At 63.3% G+C, this 16,504-nt stretch carries 18 protein-coding genes; 10 read left to right on the plus strand and 8 right to left on the minus strand.

The window, feature by feature from the left end; all coding sequences use genetic code 11:
* Nucleotides 1–203: 203 nt before the first annotated feature.
* The 3 genes from ACZ1JS_RS19710 to ACZ1JS_RS19720 all read left to right on the plus strand — a co-directional run bounded on the left by ACZ1JS_RS19710 (nucleotide 204) and on the right by ACZ1JS_RS19720 (nucleotide 1,373).
* Nucleotides 204–398: a TraR/DksA family transcriptional regulator gene (locus tag ACZ1JS_RS19710; protein WP_004213295.1), complete on the plus strand. Its 195-nt coding sequence runs from the start codon at nucleotides 204–206 to the stop codon at nucleotides 396–398.
* An 18-nt stretch (nucleotides 399–416) separates the two neighbouring features.
* Complete coding sequence (locus tag ACZ1JS_RS19715; protein WP_004213294.1) at nucleotides 417–650, plus strand: cold-shock protein; 234 nt, start codon at nucleotides 417–419, stop codon at nucleotides 648–650.
* Nucleotides 651–791: 141 nt separating this feature from the next.
* Complete coding sequence (locus tag ACZ1JS_RS19720; protein WP_047867230.1) at nucleotides 792–1,373, plus strand: recombinase family protein; 582 nt, start codon at nucleotides 792–794, stop codon at nucleotides 1,371–1,373.
* A gap of 23 nt (nucleotides 1,374–1,396) precedes the next feature.
* Here the strand turns inward: ACZ1JS_RS19720 and ACZ1JS_RS19725 are convergent, their stop codons facing one another.
* Complete coding sequence (locus tag ACZ1JS_RS19725; protein ID WP_047867231.1) at nucleotides 1,397–1,606, minus strand: hypothetical protein; 210 nt, start codon at nucleotides 1,604–1,606, stop codon at nucleotides 1,397–1,399.
* Between the two features lie 30 nt (nucleotides 1,607–1,636).
* Here ACZ1JS_RS19725 and ACZ1JS_RS19730 point away from each other — a divergent pair, with 30 nt between their 5' ends.
* Nucleotides 1,637–2,053: a hypothetical protein gene (locus ACZ1JS_RS19730; RefSeq protein WP_053058616.1), complete on the plus strand. Its 417-nt coding sequence runs from the start codon at nucleotides 1,637–1,639 to the stop codon at nucleotides 2,051–2,053.
* Between the two features lie 65 nt (nucleotides 2,054–2,118).
* Nucleotides 2,119–4,257 (plus strand): Z1 domain-containing protein, encoded by a 2,139-nt coding sequence (locus tag ACZ1JS_RS19735; RefSeq protein ID WP_047867232.1) that lies wholly within the window; start codon nucleotides 2,119–2,121, stop codon nucleotides 4,255–4,257.
* A 44-nt stretch (nucleotides 4,258–4,301) separates the two neighbouring features.
* Here the strand turns inward: ACZ1JS_RS19735 and ACZ1JS_RS19740 are convergent, their stop codons facing one another.
* Nucleotides 4,302–5,054 carry a GIY-YIG nuclease family protein gene (locus ACZ1JS_RS19740; RefSeq protein WP_047867233.1) on the minus strand — a complete coding sequence of 251 codons (753 nt, stop codon included), beginning with the start codon at nucleotides 5,052–5,054 and terminating at the stop codon, nucleotides 4,302–4,304.
* Between the two features lie 127 nt (nucleotides 5,055–5,181).
* Between ACZ1JS_RS19740 and ACZ1JS_RS19745 the strand changes: the two genes are divergently transcribed.
* Genes ACZ1JS_RS19745 through ACZ1JS_RS19755 form a run of 3 tightly spaced genes read left to right on the plus strand, consistent with a single transcriptional unit; the run spans nucleotide 5,182 to nucleotide 7,389 of the window.
* A complete protein-coding gene (locus tag ACZ1JS_RS19745) occupies nucleotides 5,182–5,397 on the plus strand; it encodes a hypothetical protein (protein ID WP_047867238.1) in 216 nt (71 codons plus the stop codon).
* Entirely contained in the window at nucleotides 5,390–6,535 is a 1,146-nt protein-coding gene (locus tag ACZ1JS_RS19750) for a DNA cytosine methyltransferase (RefSeq protein WP_047867234.1), read from the plus strand. The genes ACZ1JS_RS19745 and ACZ1JS_RS19750 overlap by 8 nt, the downstream gene beginning before the upstream one ends.
* Entirely contained in the window at nucleotides 6,532–7,389 is an 858-nt protein-coding gene (locus tag ACZ1JS_RS19755) for a hypothetical protein (RefSeq protein WP_047867235.1), read from the plus strand. Before ACZ1JS_RS19750 ends, ACZ1JS_RS19755 begins: the two co-directional genes overlap by 4 nt.
* Here ACZ1JS_RS19755 and ACZ1JS_RS19760 read toward each other — a convergent pair.
* Nucleotides 7,386–7,793: a very short patch repair endonuclease gene (locus ACZ1JS_RS19760; protein ID WP_076711808.1), complete on the minus strand. Its 408-nt coding sequence runs from the start codon at nucleotides 7,791–7,793 to the stop codon at nucleotides 7,386–7,388. The two genes, ACZ1JS_RS19755 and ACZ1JS_RS19760, sit on opposite strands and share 4 nt — an antisense overlap.
* 165 nt (nucleotides 7,794–7,958) lie before the next feature.
* The gene (locus tag ACZ1JS_RS19765; RefSeq protein WP_076711807.1) at nucleotides 7,959–8,519 is read right to left on the minus strand and encodes a toll/interleukin-1 receptor domain-containing protein; all 561 of its coding nucleotides are present in this window, start codon (nucleotides 8,517–8,519) and stop codon (nucleotides 7,959–7,961) included.
* A gap of 186 nt (nucleotides 8,520–8,705) precedes the next feature.
* Here ACZ1JS_RS19765 and ACZ1JS_RS19770 point away from each other — a divergent pair, with 186 nt between their 5' ends.
* Nucleotides 8,706–9,905, plus strand: coding sequence for an IS256 family transposase (locus ACZ1JS_RS19770; protein WP_093068508.1), 1,200 nt, complete (start codon nucleotides 8,706–8,708; stop codon nucleotides 9,903–9,905).
* Here the strand turns inward: ACZ1JS_RS19770 and ACZ1JS_RS19775 are convergent.
* Together ACZ1JS_RS19775 and ACZ1JS_RS19780 are read right to left on the minus strand one after the other, a co-directional pair.
* Complete coding sequence (locus tag ACZ1JS_RS19775) at nucleotides 9,902–10,324, minus strand: TIR domain-containing protein (RefSeq protein WP_053058627.1); 423 nt, start codon at nucleotides 10,322–10,324, stop codon at nucleotides 9,902–9,904. The two genes, ACZ1JS_RS19770 and ACZ1JS_RS19775, sit on opposite strands and share 4 nt — an antisense overlap.
* Before the next feature lie 35 nt (nucleotides 10,325–10,359).
* Nucleotides 10,360–11,802 carry an SIR2 family protein gene (locus tag ACZ1JS_RS19780; RefSeq protein ID WP_047867307.1) on the minus strand — a complete coding sequence of 481 codons (1,443 nt, stop codon included), beginning with the start codon at nucleotides 11,800–11,802 and terminating at the stop codon, nucleotides 10,360–10,362.
* A 250-nt stretch (nucleotides 11,803–12,052) separates the two neighbouring features.
* Here ACZ1JS_RS19780 and ACZ1JS_RS19785 point away from each other — a divergent pair, with 250 nt between their 5' ends.
* Nucleotides 12,053–12,226 (plus strand): hypothetical protein, encoded by a 174-nt coding sequence (locus ACZ1JS_RS19785; protein WP_157085196.1) that lies wholly within the window; start codon nucleotides 12,053–12,055, stop codon nucleotides 12,224–12,226.
* A 50-nt stretch (nucleotides 12,227–12,276) separates the two neighbouring features.
* Here the strand turns inward: ACZ1JS_RS19785 and mobF are convergent, their stop codons facing one another.
* Nucleotides 12,277–15,639, minus strand: a complete 3,363-nt coding sequence (gene mobF / locus ACZ1JS_RS19790) for a MobF family relaxase (RefSeq protein WP_465169042.1) — start codon at nucleotides 15,637–15,639, stop codon at nucleotides 12,277–12,279.
* A complete protein-coding gene (locus ACZ1JS_RS19795; protein ID WP_047867251.1) occupies nucleotides 15,636–16,433 on the minus strand; it encodes a hypothetical protein in 798 nt (265 codons plus the stop codon). Before ACZ1JS_RS19795 ends, mobF begins: the two co-directional genes overlap by 4 nt.
* Between the last annotated feature and the right edge of the window lie 71 nt (nucleotides 16,434–16,504).

The raw sequence follows: 16,504 nt of genomic DNA on the forward strand, positions 1-16,504 counted from the left end.
GACAACGATGATCCGCACCGTTCGCGCCCCGGTACTGTTGGTACGCTGACATAGCCGGGGACGCGCCGGACCTTGATGCGCGGCGTCGGCAACTGCTGGCGCTTCGCGATCAGCTCGTCGCCGATGATGCGGCGGCCGAGGAAACGCGCGCCCCGGTCACGCTCGATCAGGAAAGCGTCGGCCGCCTGTCGCGGATCGACGCCATGCAGGTGCAGGCAATGGCACTGGCGGCGCAGCGGCACCGGCAAGCCGAATGTAGCCGCATCGACGCCGCACTGATGCGGATCGACAGCGGCGATTATGGCTGGTGCGTCCGCTGTGGTGAGGAAATCGAGGCCAAGCGCCTCGATCGTGCGCCCGCGACGACGATGTGCCTCGCCTGCGCCAAGGAGGGCTAGGCCCGAAAGGAAGGCATCATGCCGACCGGAACGATCAAATACCTCGACCGTGGTGGGGCCTGGGGCTTCATCTCTCGTGACGACAAGCAGCCCAAGGTCTTTGTCCACGTCCGAGCGGCGGAGCGCGCCGGGTTCACTGAGCTACGGCGCGGGCAGCGATGGCGCTTCACGCTCGTCGAGCGCCCCAAGGGCGGGTTTGAGGCCGATGATCTGGAAATGCTGTTCGACGAACCGCCCCCGCCCGGACGATAAGCAGTTTCCCAAAAACGAACCAGTGACGGGAATGCCGAGCCGCCGATCGCGCTGACGGACGCCTGCGGGTTCCGCTTTCCCAAAACCTGTTCCCGATTTACAATTCCCGAAACTGCCGATTTTGACGGGGAAACGGGAAAGATGCTGATCGGCTATGCGCGTGTCTCGACGGCCGATCAGGATTTGACGTTGCAACTCGATGCACTGGCAAAGGCCGGGTGCGAGAAGGTGTTCACCGACAAGGCGAGCGGTGCGAAGATCAACCGGCCGGGGCTGGTCGAGGCGCTGGGCTTCGCACGCGCCGGCGACACGCTGGTAATCTGGAAACTCGATCGGCTCGGCCGCTCGATCCAGGGTCTGATCGCGCTGGCTGCGGACCTGTCTGAGCGGGGGATCGACTTTCGATCGCTGACGGATGGGTTCGACACGTCGACGGCATCGGGCCGGCTCCTGTTCCACATCCTCGCATCGGTCGCGGAGATGGAACGCGAGCTGGTAAAGGAGCGGACGATCGCCGGGCTGGCGGCGGCGCGCGAGAAGGGCAGCACGGGGGGAGGGCGCAAGCTGGTGATGACACCCGACAGGATCGACACGGCCCGCAAACTGCTCGCCGTGGGCGAGAAACCGGCGCGGGTCGCGAAGCTGCTGGGCGTCGGCCTCTCTACCTTCTACCGGCAATTCCCGGCGAGCGAACGGGAGGCCGCGTCCAGCACCGAAGGGTGATGCCTAGCCACCCGCGCGTCCGATTATGCCGGCGATTGTGAGGCCACCTTCACGGTGCGAGGCCATTGGAACACCAGCGTGTCGCTCTCGTCACGAACCTCGACGCGCTCCGCCAAACCCATGTCAATGATCTCGCGGGCGTGATCCTGGACGGCGGTCAGGGGATGACCTTTCCAAGTCTCACTACCATCCCGGCGGTGTCCGTTGTTGAAGCGGATGATCTGGTAATCCATCGATCGGTCCTTTGGATGCGAGGGGTGAAGATGAACAAGCTGACCAGCGACGCCATCGAGGTCGTCAACCGTAACGCACTCGTCACGGTCGCCCTGAACCAAGGTTATAACGCCTATCTGCCTGTCTATGACAACGGCATCGACCTGATCCTGCACAACGAGGCCACGGGCGACACGCGGCTTGTTCAGCTCAAGGGTCGCTGGACGATCAATCAGAAATACCTTCGCCGCAATATCTGGATCGCCTTTCCTGATCGCGGCAATTGGTATGTCGCTCCCCACGATGAAATGGTCCGGCTCGGCGAGCGCCACACTAGGACCGCGAGTTGGGCAAAAGGCGAATATAGTAAGATGCCGCTCAGCGAGACCGACTGCGAAGACCTAGCAGAATACCGCTTCGGCGACCCAGAACCTGTGATTGCGGAGGCGGAGAAGCTGATGCTGTAAGGTACGTTGCGGGGCGCCTATATTACGAGCCAGCGCAACTCATGAACAGCGAAGGGGGAGGAACAATGACGGGGTTCTATGCTCGGTTGAGGCAGACCCGCGGCGATAGCGACGAGCTGGCCGCGTGCATCGAGCGCGTCGTCAACCAGCTCGAGGATGTCGATACGACCGGTGATCGGCCGGGGATGCTCCTGGGCAAAATCCAGTCGGGCAAAACGCGCGGGTTCGTGGGGGCGATTGCGCGTGCGTTCGATCGGGATTTCGATATCGCGTTGGTGCTGACCAAGGGCACCAAGACCTTGTCAGCGCAGACCGTTGCCCGCCTTAGCGCCGATTTTGCCGAGTTCATAGACGAGGACGAGATGATCGTTCTCGATATCATGAAGTTGCCTGGTAAGCTGACGCGCAGCGAGCTGAAGCGCAAAATCGTCATTGTGGCGAAGAAGCAGGCGCAGAATCTTGACCGCCTAATCGAATTTATGGAGGCCCATGCCGATCTGCAAAAGCGCAAGGTGCTGCTGATCGATGATGAAGCGGACCTCGCCAGCGTCCGGTTCGTGCGCAAGCGCGGGCAGCAAGCTATCGAGCAGGGCGCCATCGCTGAGAAAATGGACGATCTGCGCCGCATGGTTGAGGGCATTGCCTTCCTCCAGGTGACCGCGACGCCTTACTCGCTCTACCTCCAGCCGGAGGGCTATGAGGCAGCCAACGCCGGCGGCAACTTCGTGTTCAAACCCAAAAAGCCGGCGTTTACCGAACTGCTGCCGATCCACGGCGGTTACGTCGGAGGCGACGATTATTTTGGTGGCCACGATACCGACGATCCGCGTCACCACCTCATCGTAACGGTCAGCGACTTGGAGCAGGATGCGCTTCGCCGCCCCGACAAGCGACGCATTCATCCGAACTCGGTGTTGGACAGTCCCAACACCGTCGGTCTTCGGCGCGCCATCATCACTTTCGTCCTGGCCGCGTGCGTGCGGCGCTGGCAGCAGCACGAGGCCGGCGAGCGCAAGCGCAAGTACGCGATGATAATCCACAACGATACGCAGAAGGCGGCGCACGCTTGGCAGGATCAGGTGATCGAATGGATTAGCGAAGCGATCTTGGATCACGCGGAAAACGATCCGGAGACGCTGCGGCCACTGTTCGATGCGGCTTATGATGACCTCGATACGTCGGTCAGCGCCGACAAGGGTCGTATGCCCTCGCGCCAAGAGGCGTTCGAACTTTTTATTGATGCGCTGCAAAGCGATGACGTGGTGCGGGAGACGGTGAACTCCGACAAGGATGTGATGGCGCTGCTTGACACGCAAGCCGAGCTGAAGCTGCGCACGCCGTTTAATATCTATGTCGGCGGCAATATCCTCGACCGAGGCATCACCATCCCGAACCTGATCGCCTTCTACTACGGCCGAAACCCCCGAACGATGCAGGCTGATACCGTGCTTCAGCACTCACGCATGTATGGCAACCGGTCACGGCCCGATCTGGCGGTGACGAGGTTCTACACGTCGCAAGGGGTGTATGATCGGCTGTTCACGATCAACGGCTTTGAGAACGCGCTACGGGAAGCTTTCGAGACGGGCGCCCACGACCGCGGCGTCGTGTTCATTCAGACCGACCCCTTGCAGCGGGTGCGCCCGTGCGCGCCCAATAAGGTGATGCTCAGCTCGGTGGTGCCGGTCCGACCGAACGGCATGGTTTTGCCCACTGGGTTCCAGACGATCCGCGGTCGGGCAATGGCCGCGGCCCAGGCCAAGATCGATGCGCTAATTGATCCTCGATGGATCAACGCCGCCGGTTTCGCCGAGCTGGACCGCGCCCGCGCGATCGAGATTATCGACGCCATCGAGGAGACGATGGAGTTTGACGACACGGAGTTCGAGTGGGACGCCATGCGCGGCCTGATCGACTATTATTCCGACGTTCGCGACGGCGGCGACGGCAACCTGGTCGTGCTAGCAGAAACAGGGCGTCGGCTGACCAAAGGGGGTTCCGGTGACAAGTCCGGCCGCTCGATCTTGGGCACCGCGCTTCGATCAACCGTGATGGACCCTGGACGCTCGAAACCGGCGCTGGTGCTGCTACAACAGGAAGGCACTAAGGAGCAGGGCTGGAGCGGCCATAAGTTCTGGTGGCCTATCCTGGCAGCCCCTGCCGATGTGGAGCCCTGCATCTTCGCAACAAAGGTTGCGGCTTAGAAGCAGGCGAGGGGGAGCGCCGACACGCAGGCACCCGCGATGAGCTACTCGTCGGTGTCGGCGCCATCTTCCCGCTCCACGGATTCTGCGCCCCCCAGGGCCTGATATCGTCGATCGGCAAGCCATTGCAGGCGCTTTGCCTGGATCAGCATGACCCGCCGCAATCCACCTTGAACCTTTCGCTCGGCGATGACCTGGGCAAGTCTGGCGATGATGAGCGCACGTCGGGCAATCCTAAAATCAGGGTGCGAGCGGATCGCGAACACCTCATCAGAAACGATGCGTCCCCTGAACGATGGCGGTGCCTCGATCTCGACCTTCGCCAGCGGTGGGTCTTTCTCGTTCAGGATAGCTTTGAATCGGCTCTTTTCGATCGCCTGATCGTAAACCTTACGCTCCAGTGCATTGAGTTGATCGACGGCCGACTCCCATGCCGCCCAACGCGCGTCCGTCTTGCTTCTCGGCTTCGACACCTCTTGTAGGGCCGGAAGCGGCCAAACCTCGATCTCGTACACCTCGAAAGGGTCAAGCACAGACATAGCAACGGCATCGGTGCGTTGATTGGTCAGATGGCGCCGGATGCGAGTGCGAAGCTGCTCGTTAGTTTGCCCGACGTAGATCGGTTCCCCGTCATAATCGAAGAAGGCGTATACGCCCCACTTGAAGTTGCCGACTTTCGACGCAGCGGCAGCTCCTTCGGCGGTGAAGGCACTATCAAGATAACGTGCGAGATTCTTACGCAAATCCTCCGTTTCAAACGGAGGGAAGTTGATCTCGTCTGGATTCCGACCGTCCATGCACGCTCCACGTTTCAGTGACATATAGCTCGGCAGGGGAATAGGCGCGAGCCCGATCGGCCTTGCAAATTAGGAACACATGTAGAACATACTGGACAAGGTCAAAATGTGGCGCCACAATGGCGCCATGACTACGTCTTCCAAGCCCGCCACTGTGCGCGATCTCGATCGCATCAACCTCCGCCTATCGGCCGAGACGTTCGCTCTGATCGACGCGGCGCGCGCCGATCGCCTCGGCAACGTCTCGCGCAACACCTGGATCACCGAAGCCGTCGCGGAGAAGCTGGCGCGCGAGACGAGCGCCAACGATCGCCACGGGGAAGGGCGGGTCGCTAATGGCTAAGTTCTACGAGTTCTTCGCTGGCGGAGGCATGGCGCGCGCTGGCCTGGGGGCGGGTTGGACCTGCCTGTTCGCCAACGACTTCGACCATAAGAAGGGGCTCACCTACCAAGCAAATTGGGGCATGGGCGGCGAGCTGACGGTCGGTGACGTGAAGCAAATCACCGCCGCCAAGCTGCCCGGCGTGGCCGATCTCGTATGGGGTTCATTCCCCTGCCAAGACCTGTCACTGGCGGGGGGCGGGGCGGGGCTGCGCGGAGAGCGCTCGGGCACCTTCTACCCGTTCTGGGACGTGATCCGTGGCCTCATCGCGGACGGAAGGGCACCCAAGCTGATTGCGCTCGAGAACGTCTGCGGCACACTGACCTCGCATGAGGGCAAGGATTTCGAGGCGATCTGCCAGACCTTCGCGGACGCGGGCTACCGCTGCGGCGCCTTGGTCATCAACGCGGATCTCTTCCTTCCGCACTCCCGTCCTCGTCTATTCGTGATCGGTGTCCATGCCGACGTGACAGTCGACTCGACGCTACTCGCGCCTGGGCCGATTGAGCCGTTCCATACGCGGGGCCTGCAAAGCGCAGTCGAGCGGCTGCCGGCCGAGCTGCGACAGGGCATGTTGTGGTGGAACATGCCGACGCCCAACCGACGCAACACGACGTTCGCCAGCATGATCGAGGAGAACCCGTCGAGCGTGTCTTGGCACACGTCTGCGGAAACGCAGCAGCTCCTCGGCATGATGTCGCCCATCAACCTCGCCAAGGTGAACGCCGCCAAGCGGGCAGGGCGCCGCATGGTCGGAGGCGTCTACAAGCGCACGCGAGTTGAGGGAGGCAAAAAGGTGCAACGCGCCGAAGTTCGTTTCGACGACGTATCTGGCTGCCTACGCACGCCCGCCGGCGGCTCCAGCCGCCAAGTGATCGTCGTCATTGATGGCGCGAAAGTGCGGTCGCGACTGATCTCCGCGCGCGAGACAGCGCGTCTCATGGGTCTAGACGATGACTACAAGCTGCCGCGCAACTACAATGAAGCATACCACCTGACCGGCGACGGGGTGGCGGTGCCGGTTGTTCGGCACCTCGCCCACCATATCCTAGAGCCCCTGTTGGGCATGGCGGAGGCTGCCGAACGGGCTGCTGCATGAGCGTCATACCGTGCGAGCAGAACAGCGATCTGCGCGCGCAAATCGAGCGGTTCGCCGAGGTTCTGAAAACCGAGGCGCACCGGCTCGGTGATCATGGCCTGGACGAACGTGACTTCTACAATTCGGGCCTGTTCCGTGGTGCCGTCGAGCGGGTGAGAGGGCAATTCTCCGCGACGATGCGCACCAAGCGCGAGTTCGTCCAGCACGTCCTCAACCACATGGAGGACGAAGGCTTTATCGCCGGGTGGGATCTCACCGACGATTCCAGCCGCAACGACTATCGGGTCCGGCTTCCATCAGGTCGCACTGCCGTCATCGACCTCAAGGGTTGCTTAGACGGCAACAACACCAACATATTCGAGCGGCCGGCCGATGCCGACGAGTTTGTGATTTGGAGCATCTGCACCAACCTCGGCGCCGATCCACGTCGCAATGCTTGGTCGGGGATCCACACGCGCTTGAGCGTTGAGATGATCTCCCGCAACCAGCGTGTTGATGGCCTGATCGTCTGGGACATGGTGTGCGGCACGATCGGCCGCCCATGTCCCAAGGTCGCCGGTGACGATGGAGCACGGCTCACCGACATTGGCCCATTTCGCGTTCCGCCGGCCTGCACCTACCTGTTTCCAAGCATCGTGCCGTCCAGCGCCGCCCCCGCTGCTTCAGCTCAGCCGATCGAAGCGGTGGAGCTGCTGTTGGCGTTCCACCGCTGCTTCAAAGGCAACGATGCTGAATTGAACCATGTGGATTTCGAGCTGCTGCAAAGCGGCTCCGACCTCATGCGGCGCACCACGATCCGGCGTGCTGGCGTGGTCCAGAAGGTGTCGGACATGGCGCCGATCCGGCGTGCTTAACCGTCGAGGAAGCTGACCAGACGGCGTGATAGCTGGTCGGCATCCCGCATCTCGCATTCCCACAGCACCAGGACGCGCCAGCCTTCGTTTTCGAGCTGCTGCCGCGCCATTCCATCCCGCTCGACGTTCCGGGCGAGCTTGGGGTGCCAGTATGCCGCGTTGCTTGAAGGGCGGCGTGATCCGCGCGGACAGTCGTGCTGATGCCAAAAGCATCCATGCACGAATATCACCGCTCGGCGCGCGGGGAACACCAGGTCGGGGCTACCGGGTAGATCGCGGCGATGAAGACGGAAGCGGTAGCCGAGCCGATGGGCTAACCGCCGCACCACTATTTCCGGCCGAGTGTCCTTGCCGCGGACTCGGCGCATACGTTCTGATCGAGCGGCGGGTTCAAGCGTGTCCATCGCCCATTACCTACCATGCCGCATTGGCATTCGATCGCGCGGAAGAAAGGTAGACCTTTCTACCTCCGATAATGGCGACCCGTGTGCGCCATGGCAAAAATAGCTGACTCTACCCGCCTCCTGATGCCGCGTTCGCGGTCGCCGAAAAGCTCAAGGAATGATCGATCAGGCGGCAACGCTCCACGCTCTGAAGCTACTATCTGCGCCCTTGACCCTGATATCATCGCGCCTGCGTGTAGCCACGCCGATCGAAGCCATGTCGACCGTATCATAGAGATTGAGATATTCCTGGCTCGTATAGGATCGATCCGCAGCGGTGACGGGGAAAATGAAAACGCGCCGGGACGGATGGGTGAAGGCATCGAAATAGCCCAATTCCCACGGACACCACTTAGACTTGGTGGCATTCGCCGAATGCAGATAGAGCAGCGTCCGGCACTGCCGCATCCGCCCTCTGATCTTCTCGGCGGTCGCCCGCGTTACGGCGGTACGATCTAGCAGCGGATCGTCGATCCAGTCGACATAGACGGACAACCCTTTTTCCTCGAGCAGTTGCTTCGCTCCTAGGACAAGTTCCTGATCCATGAAAGAATGCGACAGGAATACATCGAATGAAGATTGGTATGTGTCACGCGATTCGCGCAACAAAATGCCCGCGGACTTGAACGTAGCTGCTTTCGCACGAGCAGCGGCAGCCCGGACCTCAGATTCGGTAACGTAGGACATGATCGATCTCGCCTTTAACGACCGGCGCGCTGGGCAGCGGCTTCAACCCACGACGAAAAGTTCTTTCTGCCGTCACCCTGCAACCAGGAATAAGTAGGGTAAGTTACTCTGGTCCCGAACCGATCGGTGGGACTGTCAGGAATTTTGTGCGGGAGGCCATAGGATGGAATGGAAGGGACCATCGATATGGCAATCGACAAGGACGTTTTGGACCAGCTTCTGGCTGGTCGTGACCCGCAGGAGCTGTTTGCAAAGGACGGTCTGCTCGACGAGCTGAAGAAGGCGTTGTCGGAGCGGATGCTGTCGGCTGAGCTCGACGATCATCTGGAAAGCGAAGGCGCCGCAGGCACCATCAACCGGCGCAACGGGTCATCGAGGAAGACGATGCTGACGGGCACGTCGAAGGTGACGCTGGACGTGCCACGCGACCGGGCGGGGACGTTCGACCCGAAGCTCATCGCCAAATACCAGCGCCGTTTCCCCGACTTCGACGACAAGATCGTCTCGATGTACGCGCGCGGGATGACGGTGCGCGAAATCCGCGGGCACCTCGAGGAGCTGTACGGGATCGGCGTCTCGCCGGACCTGATCTCGACCGTCACCGATGCGGTGCTGGAGGCGGTTGCCGAATGGCAGGGTCGGCCGCTCGACGCCTGCTATCCGCTGGTGTTTTTCGACGCGATCCGGGTGAAGATCCGCGACGAAGGGTTCGTCCGCAACAAGGCGGTCTACATCGCGCTGGGCATTCAGCCGGACGGGACCAAGGAGGTGCTCGGCATCTGGATCGAGCAGACCGAGGGGGCCAAATTCTGGCTGCGCGTTATGAACGAGCTCAGGAACCGCGGCGTCGCCGACATCCTGATCGCCGTCGTCGACGGCCTGAAGGGGTTCCCGGAGGCGATCAACGCTGTCTTCCCCGAGGCCATCGTCCAGACCTGCATCGTCCATCTGATCCGCAACAGCATGAGCTTTGCGTCCTGGAAGGAGCGCAAGTTCATCGCCCAGGCGTTGCGCGGCGTCTACCGTGCCGAGACGCCCGAGGCCGGCATGGCTGCGCTGGAGGCGTTCGAGGCAGGCCCCTGGGGCCAGAAACACCCGGCCATCGCCATAAGCTGGCGGCGACACTGGGACCAGGTGATCCCGTTCTTCGCCTTTCCCGAGGGCGTCCGCCGGATCATCTACACTACGAACGCCATCGAGGCCCTGAATTCGAAGGTTCGCCGTGCCGTCCGTACCCGCGGCCATTTCCCCGGTGACGATGCCGCGATGAAGCTGTTATATCTCGTGCTCAATCACGCGGCGGACGAATGGAAGCGCCCACCGCGCGAATGGGGTGAGGCCAAAAGTCAGTTCGCCGTAATCTTCGGTGAGCGCTTCGTCATCTAATGACGGTAACCGGCCTCCCGCACAAAATTCCTGACAGTCCCGCGATCGGTAAGCGCAAGCTTTGCGATCGGATCGGCCCCGGCCGGATCAACGGTGCCGTTACTATCCTTCATGCCAGCTAAGTGCACACCAAGGATGCCGCGTCCCTCGCGGTGGGCCTTGCGGATCTCATACTCCACCCACGGCCTCATATGCGTATCGCGACCGATCAGTACCGCTACCACGCTACTGCCGTTCATCTGCGTATCGATCCAGTTCTGGATCGCCTGCGGGCCATTGCGCATGATTTCTTCCCACGACGCATGATCGACAATGGTGTTGGAATCACGGTTTCCCGGCAACATCCAGGCATTGCGGACCTGCGACACGCGCCATGCATCTCGCGTGAAGTGAAAGCTGAAGAATACCCGCCTCGCCAATGCCGTTCTCCCAGATGTTCATCACAAACGATTTTTCAGCGTGCGATCCGCTTAATGATTTTCAAAACCGCATCAGCGAGTTGATCTGGCGTTGCCGAGGCGTCTGACAATATGCGCAACTCATCGTCCGTGGGGCGCCGGGCATTACTGCCAGTCGACGGAAGGGCTGATGTCAGCAACCCATTGGCGATAACCGAGGCAGCGCCTCCGGTGGCTCCGACAGGCAATAGAAATGCACCTCTACCATCGGCGAGGGCGCGCTCTTCGAACACACCGGTGGCAGACACCAGTTCGCCGGACTCGATCTTCGCACCGCCAACGAAAACCACGATACCCGCCAAGCGCGCCAACTCACCACGCAGCTCTGCCCAATGCTGACGATCCGGCTCAGCGTCACCGACCGGTTGCGGAAAGGGACGAACAACCAACCGCCGATCAAAGTCCCACTCACCGCGCCCCTGCATGGTTTCGAGGAACCCTGACAGCGAAGCTGATCCGACCAACAGCCCGGCCCCGGATAGCATGAAAAGATCTGTCGATCCGATCCTACGCCCGATCGCGCGCGCTACATCGTGAACGAACCCCGCGCTAGAATCACCGGCATTGAGCGGCCAGCTACCCGACACCCATATCCGACGACGTGCCACACGCCGTTCGAGTTCATCCATCAATTCATCAATTTCAGCGAACGCATTGATCTCGACGACGACAAGACCATAGCGTCGTAAGTCGCGCACCCAATAGTCATGCCGCTTCAACCGGGCGGCGTGGGCATCATCAGACCCAAAATCCGCCCGCTGTGGCCGCCGTGCGATCATGAAGTGTCGGGGCGGGGTCGTTGGAAAATGCTCACGCAGCAAGGCAAGCACGTGGCGGACGTTCGGGTCCGTCAGGCTCATACCCACGAACAGGAAGGTCATTCCTGTCAGATGAGCGTGCAGCAGACCCAAAAATGCACCGCGCCGCTGCCGGTACAGTTCGTAATCCTCGGTGGAAATTACCAGATCATCAACTGCATCGATGGTCCCGTGCATCTTGTAAATGCGGACCGCTCCCGCGCGGCGCTTGCGCAGTGCCAACTGCTCCTGGTTGGCCCGAACATCAACCGGGCGCCCAAGCTCGCCGAACGCACGCTCGATCAGCCGGTCGTAATTCGTCGTCCACACCTCGCGGATCGGCAGCCTTGCCAGCGACAGCAACGCCGAGGGGATGGCATGATCCGGCTCGATCTGCTCCCGTATGGCATTTAGTACGGTCGTGCGGTTCGAATGATCCGCACCAATCGCCCATTGAGCAACTGCCGTAAGATCGTCGACGTCCTCAATTTCGAGGCCGAGATCACCCGCAATTTCCTGCAGCAAGCCCTTCCACGAGGGATACCCCGCGGCCATGGAAGTGCCGGCACCGACAAGAACCGAAGCACCATCCTCAGCAAGTGCTGAGGTGTACTCTCTCAAAAATACATCGCGATCGCTCAAAGGGTACCGGCGAAGATTATCAGTATCATTCGTTCACATTACGTTCTTCCGAGGAGCGTTTCAAGCCGTGCGGTCTGCCATCGGCCATGACCAGCCGCGGCGCGCAATGCGTATCGATCCAATCGGTGATCTCGCCAGCCTCACCGCTGCTATATCATTCGAGATAGCTGCCTTCATCAGCACCGCCTGATTGGGTGTTTGACGTAGCGCAGCCCTAGTTACGATTCTCGCGGAGTGATATGATACGGCCATGCGCACGGTCCCCTTTCCCCGCACACCCGCCCAGGTCCGTGAATGCCTTGCGCTGGCAGCCGAAGGTGCGATCGCAGTCGAACGCGACGGATCGCCGATGATCGCCATCGTGCCGGTCGAAGAGTATGAGCGCCTTGTCGCACTCGACAGGACGGAAGCTGCGGAAGACTGAGTGAAGCCCGGCAAACGGGACACACGCGAAACACAACTTTCTACCTCGGCTTACATCTCCATACCGTAGTCCCGTTCGCGGCCACCTCCGCCCATGCCGGGGCCGTCGAGGCGTAGCTGGCGCTCGGGGATGCGGGCGTCGAGCGCCTTCTCCAGCGCCGGCTGCCGCGTCATGCGGTTCTCGAGACGCTCGAGGCGGCGCTCGGCCCGGTCTTCGATCCGCGGCGTTTTGCCCGCACCCCGGTCGCCCGACGCCGACCGCCAGTCGGCAACGAACCGGTCGGCATAGGCGCGAGGATCGGCACGCGCCTGCCCCTCCTCCGCCCAGACCTGCCGCAACTCTCCCGGAGCGATCTGCTCCAGACCCCGTACCGGGTCGGCGCTGCGGTCCAGCACGATCCGCAGATCCTCGGCCGCATAGGGCCGGACCCGGTCGAGCGCGGCCGAGGCCGCGTCCAGCTCGCGCACCTTGGACGGCGACAGCTCCCGCCCGTCCTCGCGCATTCGCTCAGCCGCCAGGAACAACTGGGCGTAACGCTCCAGCGCCCGGTCGAGCGGGGAGCCCGCATCCGGCAGGCGGATGGCGTCGGTCGCCTGGCCACGCTCGACCACATCAAGCGCCGAGGTCTTGTCGCCGGTGTTGCGGGTGACGTGCCGTTCGACCTTCCGCCCGTCGTCGAGCACCAGTCCCACCTTGTCCGCCACGCGGGTGAGCGCGACCAGGAACGACCGTTCGGTCAGCAGCTTGCGTTCCGACGAGCGCATCGCCACGATGCCGTGCTCGGTGGTGACCCCCTGTGCGACATGGACGTTGATCGCATAGGCAAGGTCCAGTCGCTCGGCCATATGATCGCCGGACGCGATCTCGTGCACTGTGCCGTCGACGAGGGAGGACACGACCAACCTGCCCCGCCCTACTTCCTCGACCCGCGCCATCGCACCGTTGTCGAGTCCGCGGGTCCGGTCGTTGTCGCTCCAGCGGATGCGATCACCGACGTGCAGCTCGACCTCCTTCACTGCGAAGATCGACACGGCATCGCGGTCGAGGTTCCTGGCTAACCGGCCGGGCCGGAACAGCTTCTCGCTACCGTCCGCCATGCCGAGCCGCACCCGGTCGCCCTCGACGCCGGTCACGACACCACGGTCGCCCCGAACCAGGCCCTGGCTGGGCAGGTTCGTGCGGACCTCGACCACATGGCCGGGCCGATAGGCGCGCATCAGTCGCGCGCCCTCCCTGATGGCGTTGACACGGTCGAGCACGGTGAACGACTTGCCCGTGGCGGCGATCTCGCCGCTCGCCTTCAGCTCGGCCTGTACCGCCTGGTTGGCCTCGCTGCGCATGGCGCGACCGGCGGTCAGCAGGAGGGTGGCGTCGCGTTCGCCTAGCGGCAGCGCTGCCCAACGCGCCGCGGCCGTCGTCGCCACCGCGTTCCCCGGCACCTCGGTCGTCGCGGGCCTGAGGATCACGAACGTACCCGACACATCGCCGCGGTCGAGCGCGGCGGTGACAGCCTTCATCTGATCGGACCGGGAACGCAGATTCTCGGTGATATGGGCCGTGGCGACGCCGGCTTTCTGGCTCGCCTCGAACGGCTTGCCGGCCGCAATCGCGGTCAGCTGGCGGGTATCGCCGGTCTGCACGACGCGGGCGACGCCCGTCATGTTGGCAAGACGCACGATCCGCTCCATGTCGCGCGTACCGAGCTGTCCGGCTTCCTCGACCATGACGATCGCACCGGCCAGCTCCGCCTTCACGCGGGCGACCTGTTCCGGTCGGGCCGTGCCGTCGATCACGCGGGCATGACGCGCGAGGAAGCGGGCAACCGTGCTCACGTCAGCACCGGTGTCGCGCCCGAACTCGCTCGCCTTCGCGCTGGCGATGGCGAGCCCGATCACCGCCCGTCCTTCTGCTTTCGCTACCGCCGTCACCGGCGCCATCGCGGTCGACTTGCCGCGTCCCGATCCGCCCTGCACGTTCACCACCCGGTCGGACGAGGACAGCATCAGCACGGCCGCGGCCTCCTGACCCGGGTTGAGGCGATGCAGCCCCAACTCGCGTGCTGCCTCCTGCACCCGGATCGCGGCATCGGCCGGCGGAACGATAGGAGCGGACTGCCCCCTCCCCGCCTCGACGGTGGCAAGGTACGCCTGCTCGAGCCGCACCGACCCTTGCGTCGTCACCATCCGATCGCCATCGCCGAGCAACAGGCCTTTCGCCTGCAGCAGCGCCAGTCGGGCCTCGACATCGGCGACCGTCACCGGCCCGCTGCGCGACAGGCTCTCCCGGATGAGCTCCAGGCGGTCGAACGCCGCCTCCCGCTCGCCAAGATCCCGCACCGCCGATGCGACCGCCTGCGCCGCGGCATAGGCGCGCGGCTCCAGTCGTCCCAGTCGCTCAGGGACCAGCGGATCGCCGTCGCGCGGGGTCAGCCCCATGCGTCCGGCGATGGCAAGACCGCGCTCCCCTATTCCGCGCACGCCCCGCATCGCGCGCGTCCACACATCATGCCCCCGCCCCGCCTCAGCCAGCGCGGCCTTCACCAATGCTGCCGGATCCAACCCCTTCTCCGCGGCCAACCGCCGCCACCCTTCCGCGCGCTGCTCCGGGGCAATCTCGGGGGATTTGGGATCGCGGGTAGCCAGCGCCGCATATTCGCGCGTCTGCGCCGTGTTCTCCAGCCCGCGCGCCTTGATGTACGCATCGATCTCGGCCGAGCGGACGGAGAATGCTTCCACCACAGCGCGGGACACACCGGCGATCTCAAAGGCGCCGTTGCGACCATCGTGCCGAGGAATTGTCGCAAAGCCGAGCGTCTCGACCCGGCTGCGCAGCGCAGACAGGAACACCGCATCCATGACGTGCTGGCGCTCGTACAGCTGGTCCGCGTGCAGCGCCCGCCACTTGCCGTCGGCGGTGCGGGTCGCATTGGCGATGACGTTGTGAACGTGGAGCTGCGGCTCGCCGCTGCGGTTCACGTCGTGGAGGAAGGTCGCGGCCACGAAGCGGCCGGTCGTCTCGGGCGCCTGTCCCCTGCCGTTCCAGACCCGCCCTTCCGCGATGTTGCGCTCCGTCCAGGCAAGGGTGGAGGCGGCCGATTCCCGTACCGCGACCACCAATCGCGCATCACCGCCCACCAGCGCCAGGATCGACACCGACTTGGGCACGGACATGGTGAGGTCCCAGCCCGCCCGGTGCCCACCCCGTTTGGCGTCCAGCACGACACCGTTGGGGAGTTCACCGGTGAGCACCTGTTCGAACCGCTCGGCGTCGACCGGCCCGGACAGACCCAGTTCTGCCGCCCCCTCGCCTGCCCAGGCGCTGGTCCCTTCTGCCTGATCGGCGGTGTAATAATTGTCTTGGGCGTAATAGGCGGCTGCGTCGGAGGCCGAACCGACCGCAGCGACCGAGATCATTGTCGGCCCTGCGACGTGCCGGGCCTCGCCCGCACCACAATCTTGCCTGCCTTGCCCTCGAACTGCGTCCGGCAGCTGTCGGTCGCGAGCCGGTAATTCACGAGCGCGCAGACCGCCTGATCCCCGCCGCCCAGCAGGAAATTAGCCGAGCGGACCGCGAACCACGACGGCGGCAGCGCCATCGCCGCAAGGAAGTAGCTGCCGACGCAGAGCAACCATACGATCGACAGCGCCGCACCGACCTTGCGACCCGACCAGTCCCTGTCCCAGACGGTGTAGCTGACCTTCGTCCGGGGCTGCTGCTCGAGGCTCCTGATGGCGGCGGTGTTCTCCCGCAACGCCTCGGTGTGGTCGCGCTGCCGTTCGTCGATGGCATCCAGACGCGGCTGCTTGTCGATCCGCTCGGCAAGCAGCCGCATCTCCGCCCTGATCGGATTGAAGCTGGCGGTAATGCGCTCCGGCATGCCCTTGATGAACTCGGTCCGGGCTCGCGTCAGCGCCAGCTGATCCTCGCGCTCCAGCCTGTGCATGTCGCTCTCATGCGCTGCCCAGGCTTGGGCGATGCGGTCGATCTCCATGACCGCCTTGTCCAGCCTAGCGCCGAAGGCGACGACGTCACCGGGGCCTAGTTGCTCAGGCCGGTCGAATACGGCCCGCCCCTCCCGCCACGCATCGAGACATTCCCGAACGAACGATTTGGCCAAGGTGGCGCGCTCGACGCCGCGCTCGGCCGCGCAACGGGTGAGGTCCGCATCGTCGTCGTCGCCGAGGCGCACATTGACCTGACCGCCCATAAAATTCCTGCCCCTGTCCGGCGTAATGCTGGTCGCCGGCACCGCTCCCGTGCCATGATAGCATAGTGGCA

Source organism: Sphingomonas sp. BL-S-05, from assembly GCF_055521695.1.

Bases quoted from the DNA above. Each gene is read 5' to 3' on its own strand.
- ACZ1JS_RS19710 (WP_004213295.1), top strand. From the start codon at position 204: ATGCAGGTGCAGGCAATGGCACTGGCGGCGCAGCGGCACCGGCAAGCC.
- ACZ1JS_RS19715 (WP_004213294.1), top strand. From the start codon at position 417: ATGCCGACCGGAACGATCAAATACCTCGACCGTGGTGGGGCCTGGGGC.
- ACZ1JS_RS19720 (WP_047867230.1), top strand. From the start codon at position 792: ATGCTGATCGGCTATGCGCGTGTCTCGACGGCCGATCAGGATTTGACG.
- ACZ1JS_RS19725 (WP_047867231.1), bottom strand. From the start codon at position 1,606: ATGGATTACCAGATCATCCGCTTCAACAACGGACACCGCCGGGATGGT.
- ACZ1JS_RS19730 (WP_053058616.1), top strand. From the start codon at position 1,637: ATGAACAAGCTGACCAGCGACGCCATCGAGGTCGTCAACCGTAACGCA.
- ACZ1JS_RS19735 (WP_047867232.1), top strand. From the start codon at position 2,119: ATGACGGGGTTCTATGCTCGGTTGAGGCAGACCCGCGGCGATAGCGAC.
- ACZ1JS_RS19740 (WP_047867233.1), bottom strand. From the start codon at position 5,054: ATGGACGGTCGGAATCCAGACGAGATCAACTTCCCTCCGTTTGAAACG.
- ACZ1JS_RS19745 (WP_047867238.1), top strand. From the start codon at position 5,182: ATGACTACGTCTTCCAAGCCCGCCACTGTGCGCGATCTCGATCGCATC.
- ACZ1JS_RS19750 (WP_047867234.1), top strand. From the start codon at position 5,390: ATGGCTAAGTTCTACGAGTTCTTCGCTGGCGGAGGCATGGCGCGCGCT.
- ACZ1JS_RS19755 (WP_047867235.1), top strand. From the start codon at position 6,532: ATGAGCGTCATACCGTGCGAGCAGAACAGCGATCTGCGCGCGCAAATC.
- ACZ1JS_RS19760 (WP_076711808.1), bottom strand. From the start codon at position 7,793: ATGGACACGCTTGAACCCGCCGCTCGATCAGAACGTATGCGCCGAGTC.
- ACZ1JS_RS19765 (WP_076711807.1), bottom strand. From the start codon at position 8,519: ATGTCCTACGTTACCGAATCTGAGGTCCGGGCTGCCGCTGCTCGTGCG.
- ACZ1JS_RS19770 (WP_093068508.1), top strand. From the start codon at position 8,706: ATGGCAATCGACAAGGACGTTTTGGACCAGCTTCTGGCTGGTCGTGAC.
- ACZ1JS_RS19785 (WP_157085196.1), top strand. From the start codon at position 12,053: ATGCGCACGGTCCCCTTTCCCCGCACACCCGCCCAGGTCCGTGAATGC.
- mobF (WP_465169042.1), bottom strand. From the start codon at position 15,639: ATGATCTCGGTCGCTGCGGTCGGTTCGGCCTCCGACGCAGCCGCCTAT.
- ACZ1JS_RS19795 (WP_047867251.1), bottom strand. From the start codon at position 16,433: ATGGGCGGTCAGGTCAATGTGCGCCTCGGCGACGACGACGATGCGGAC.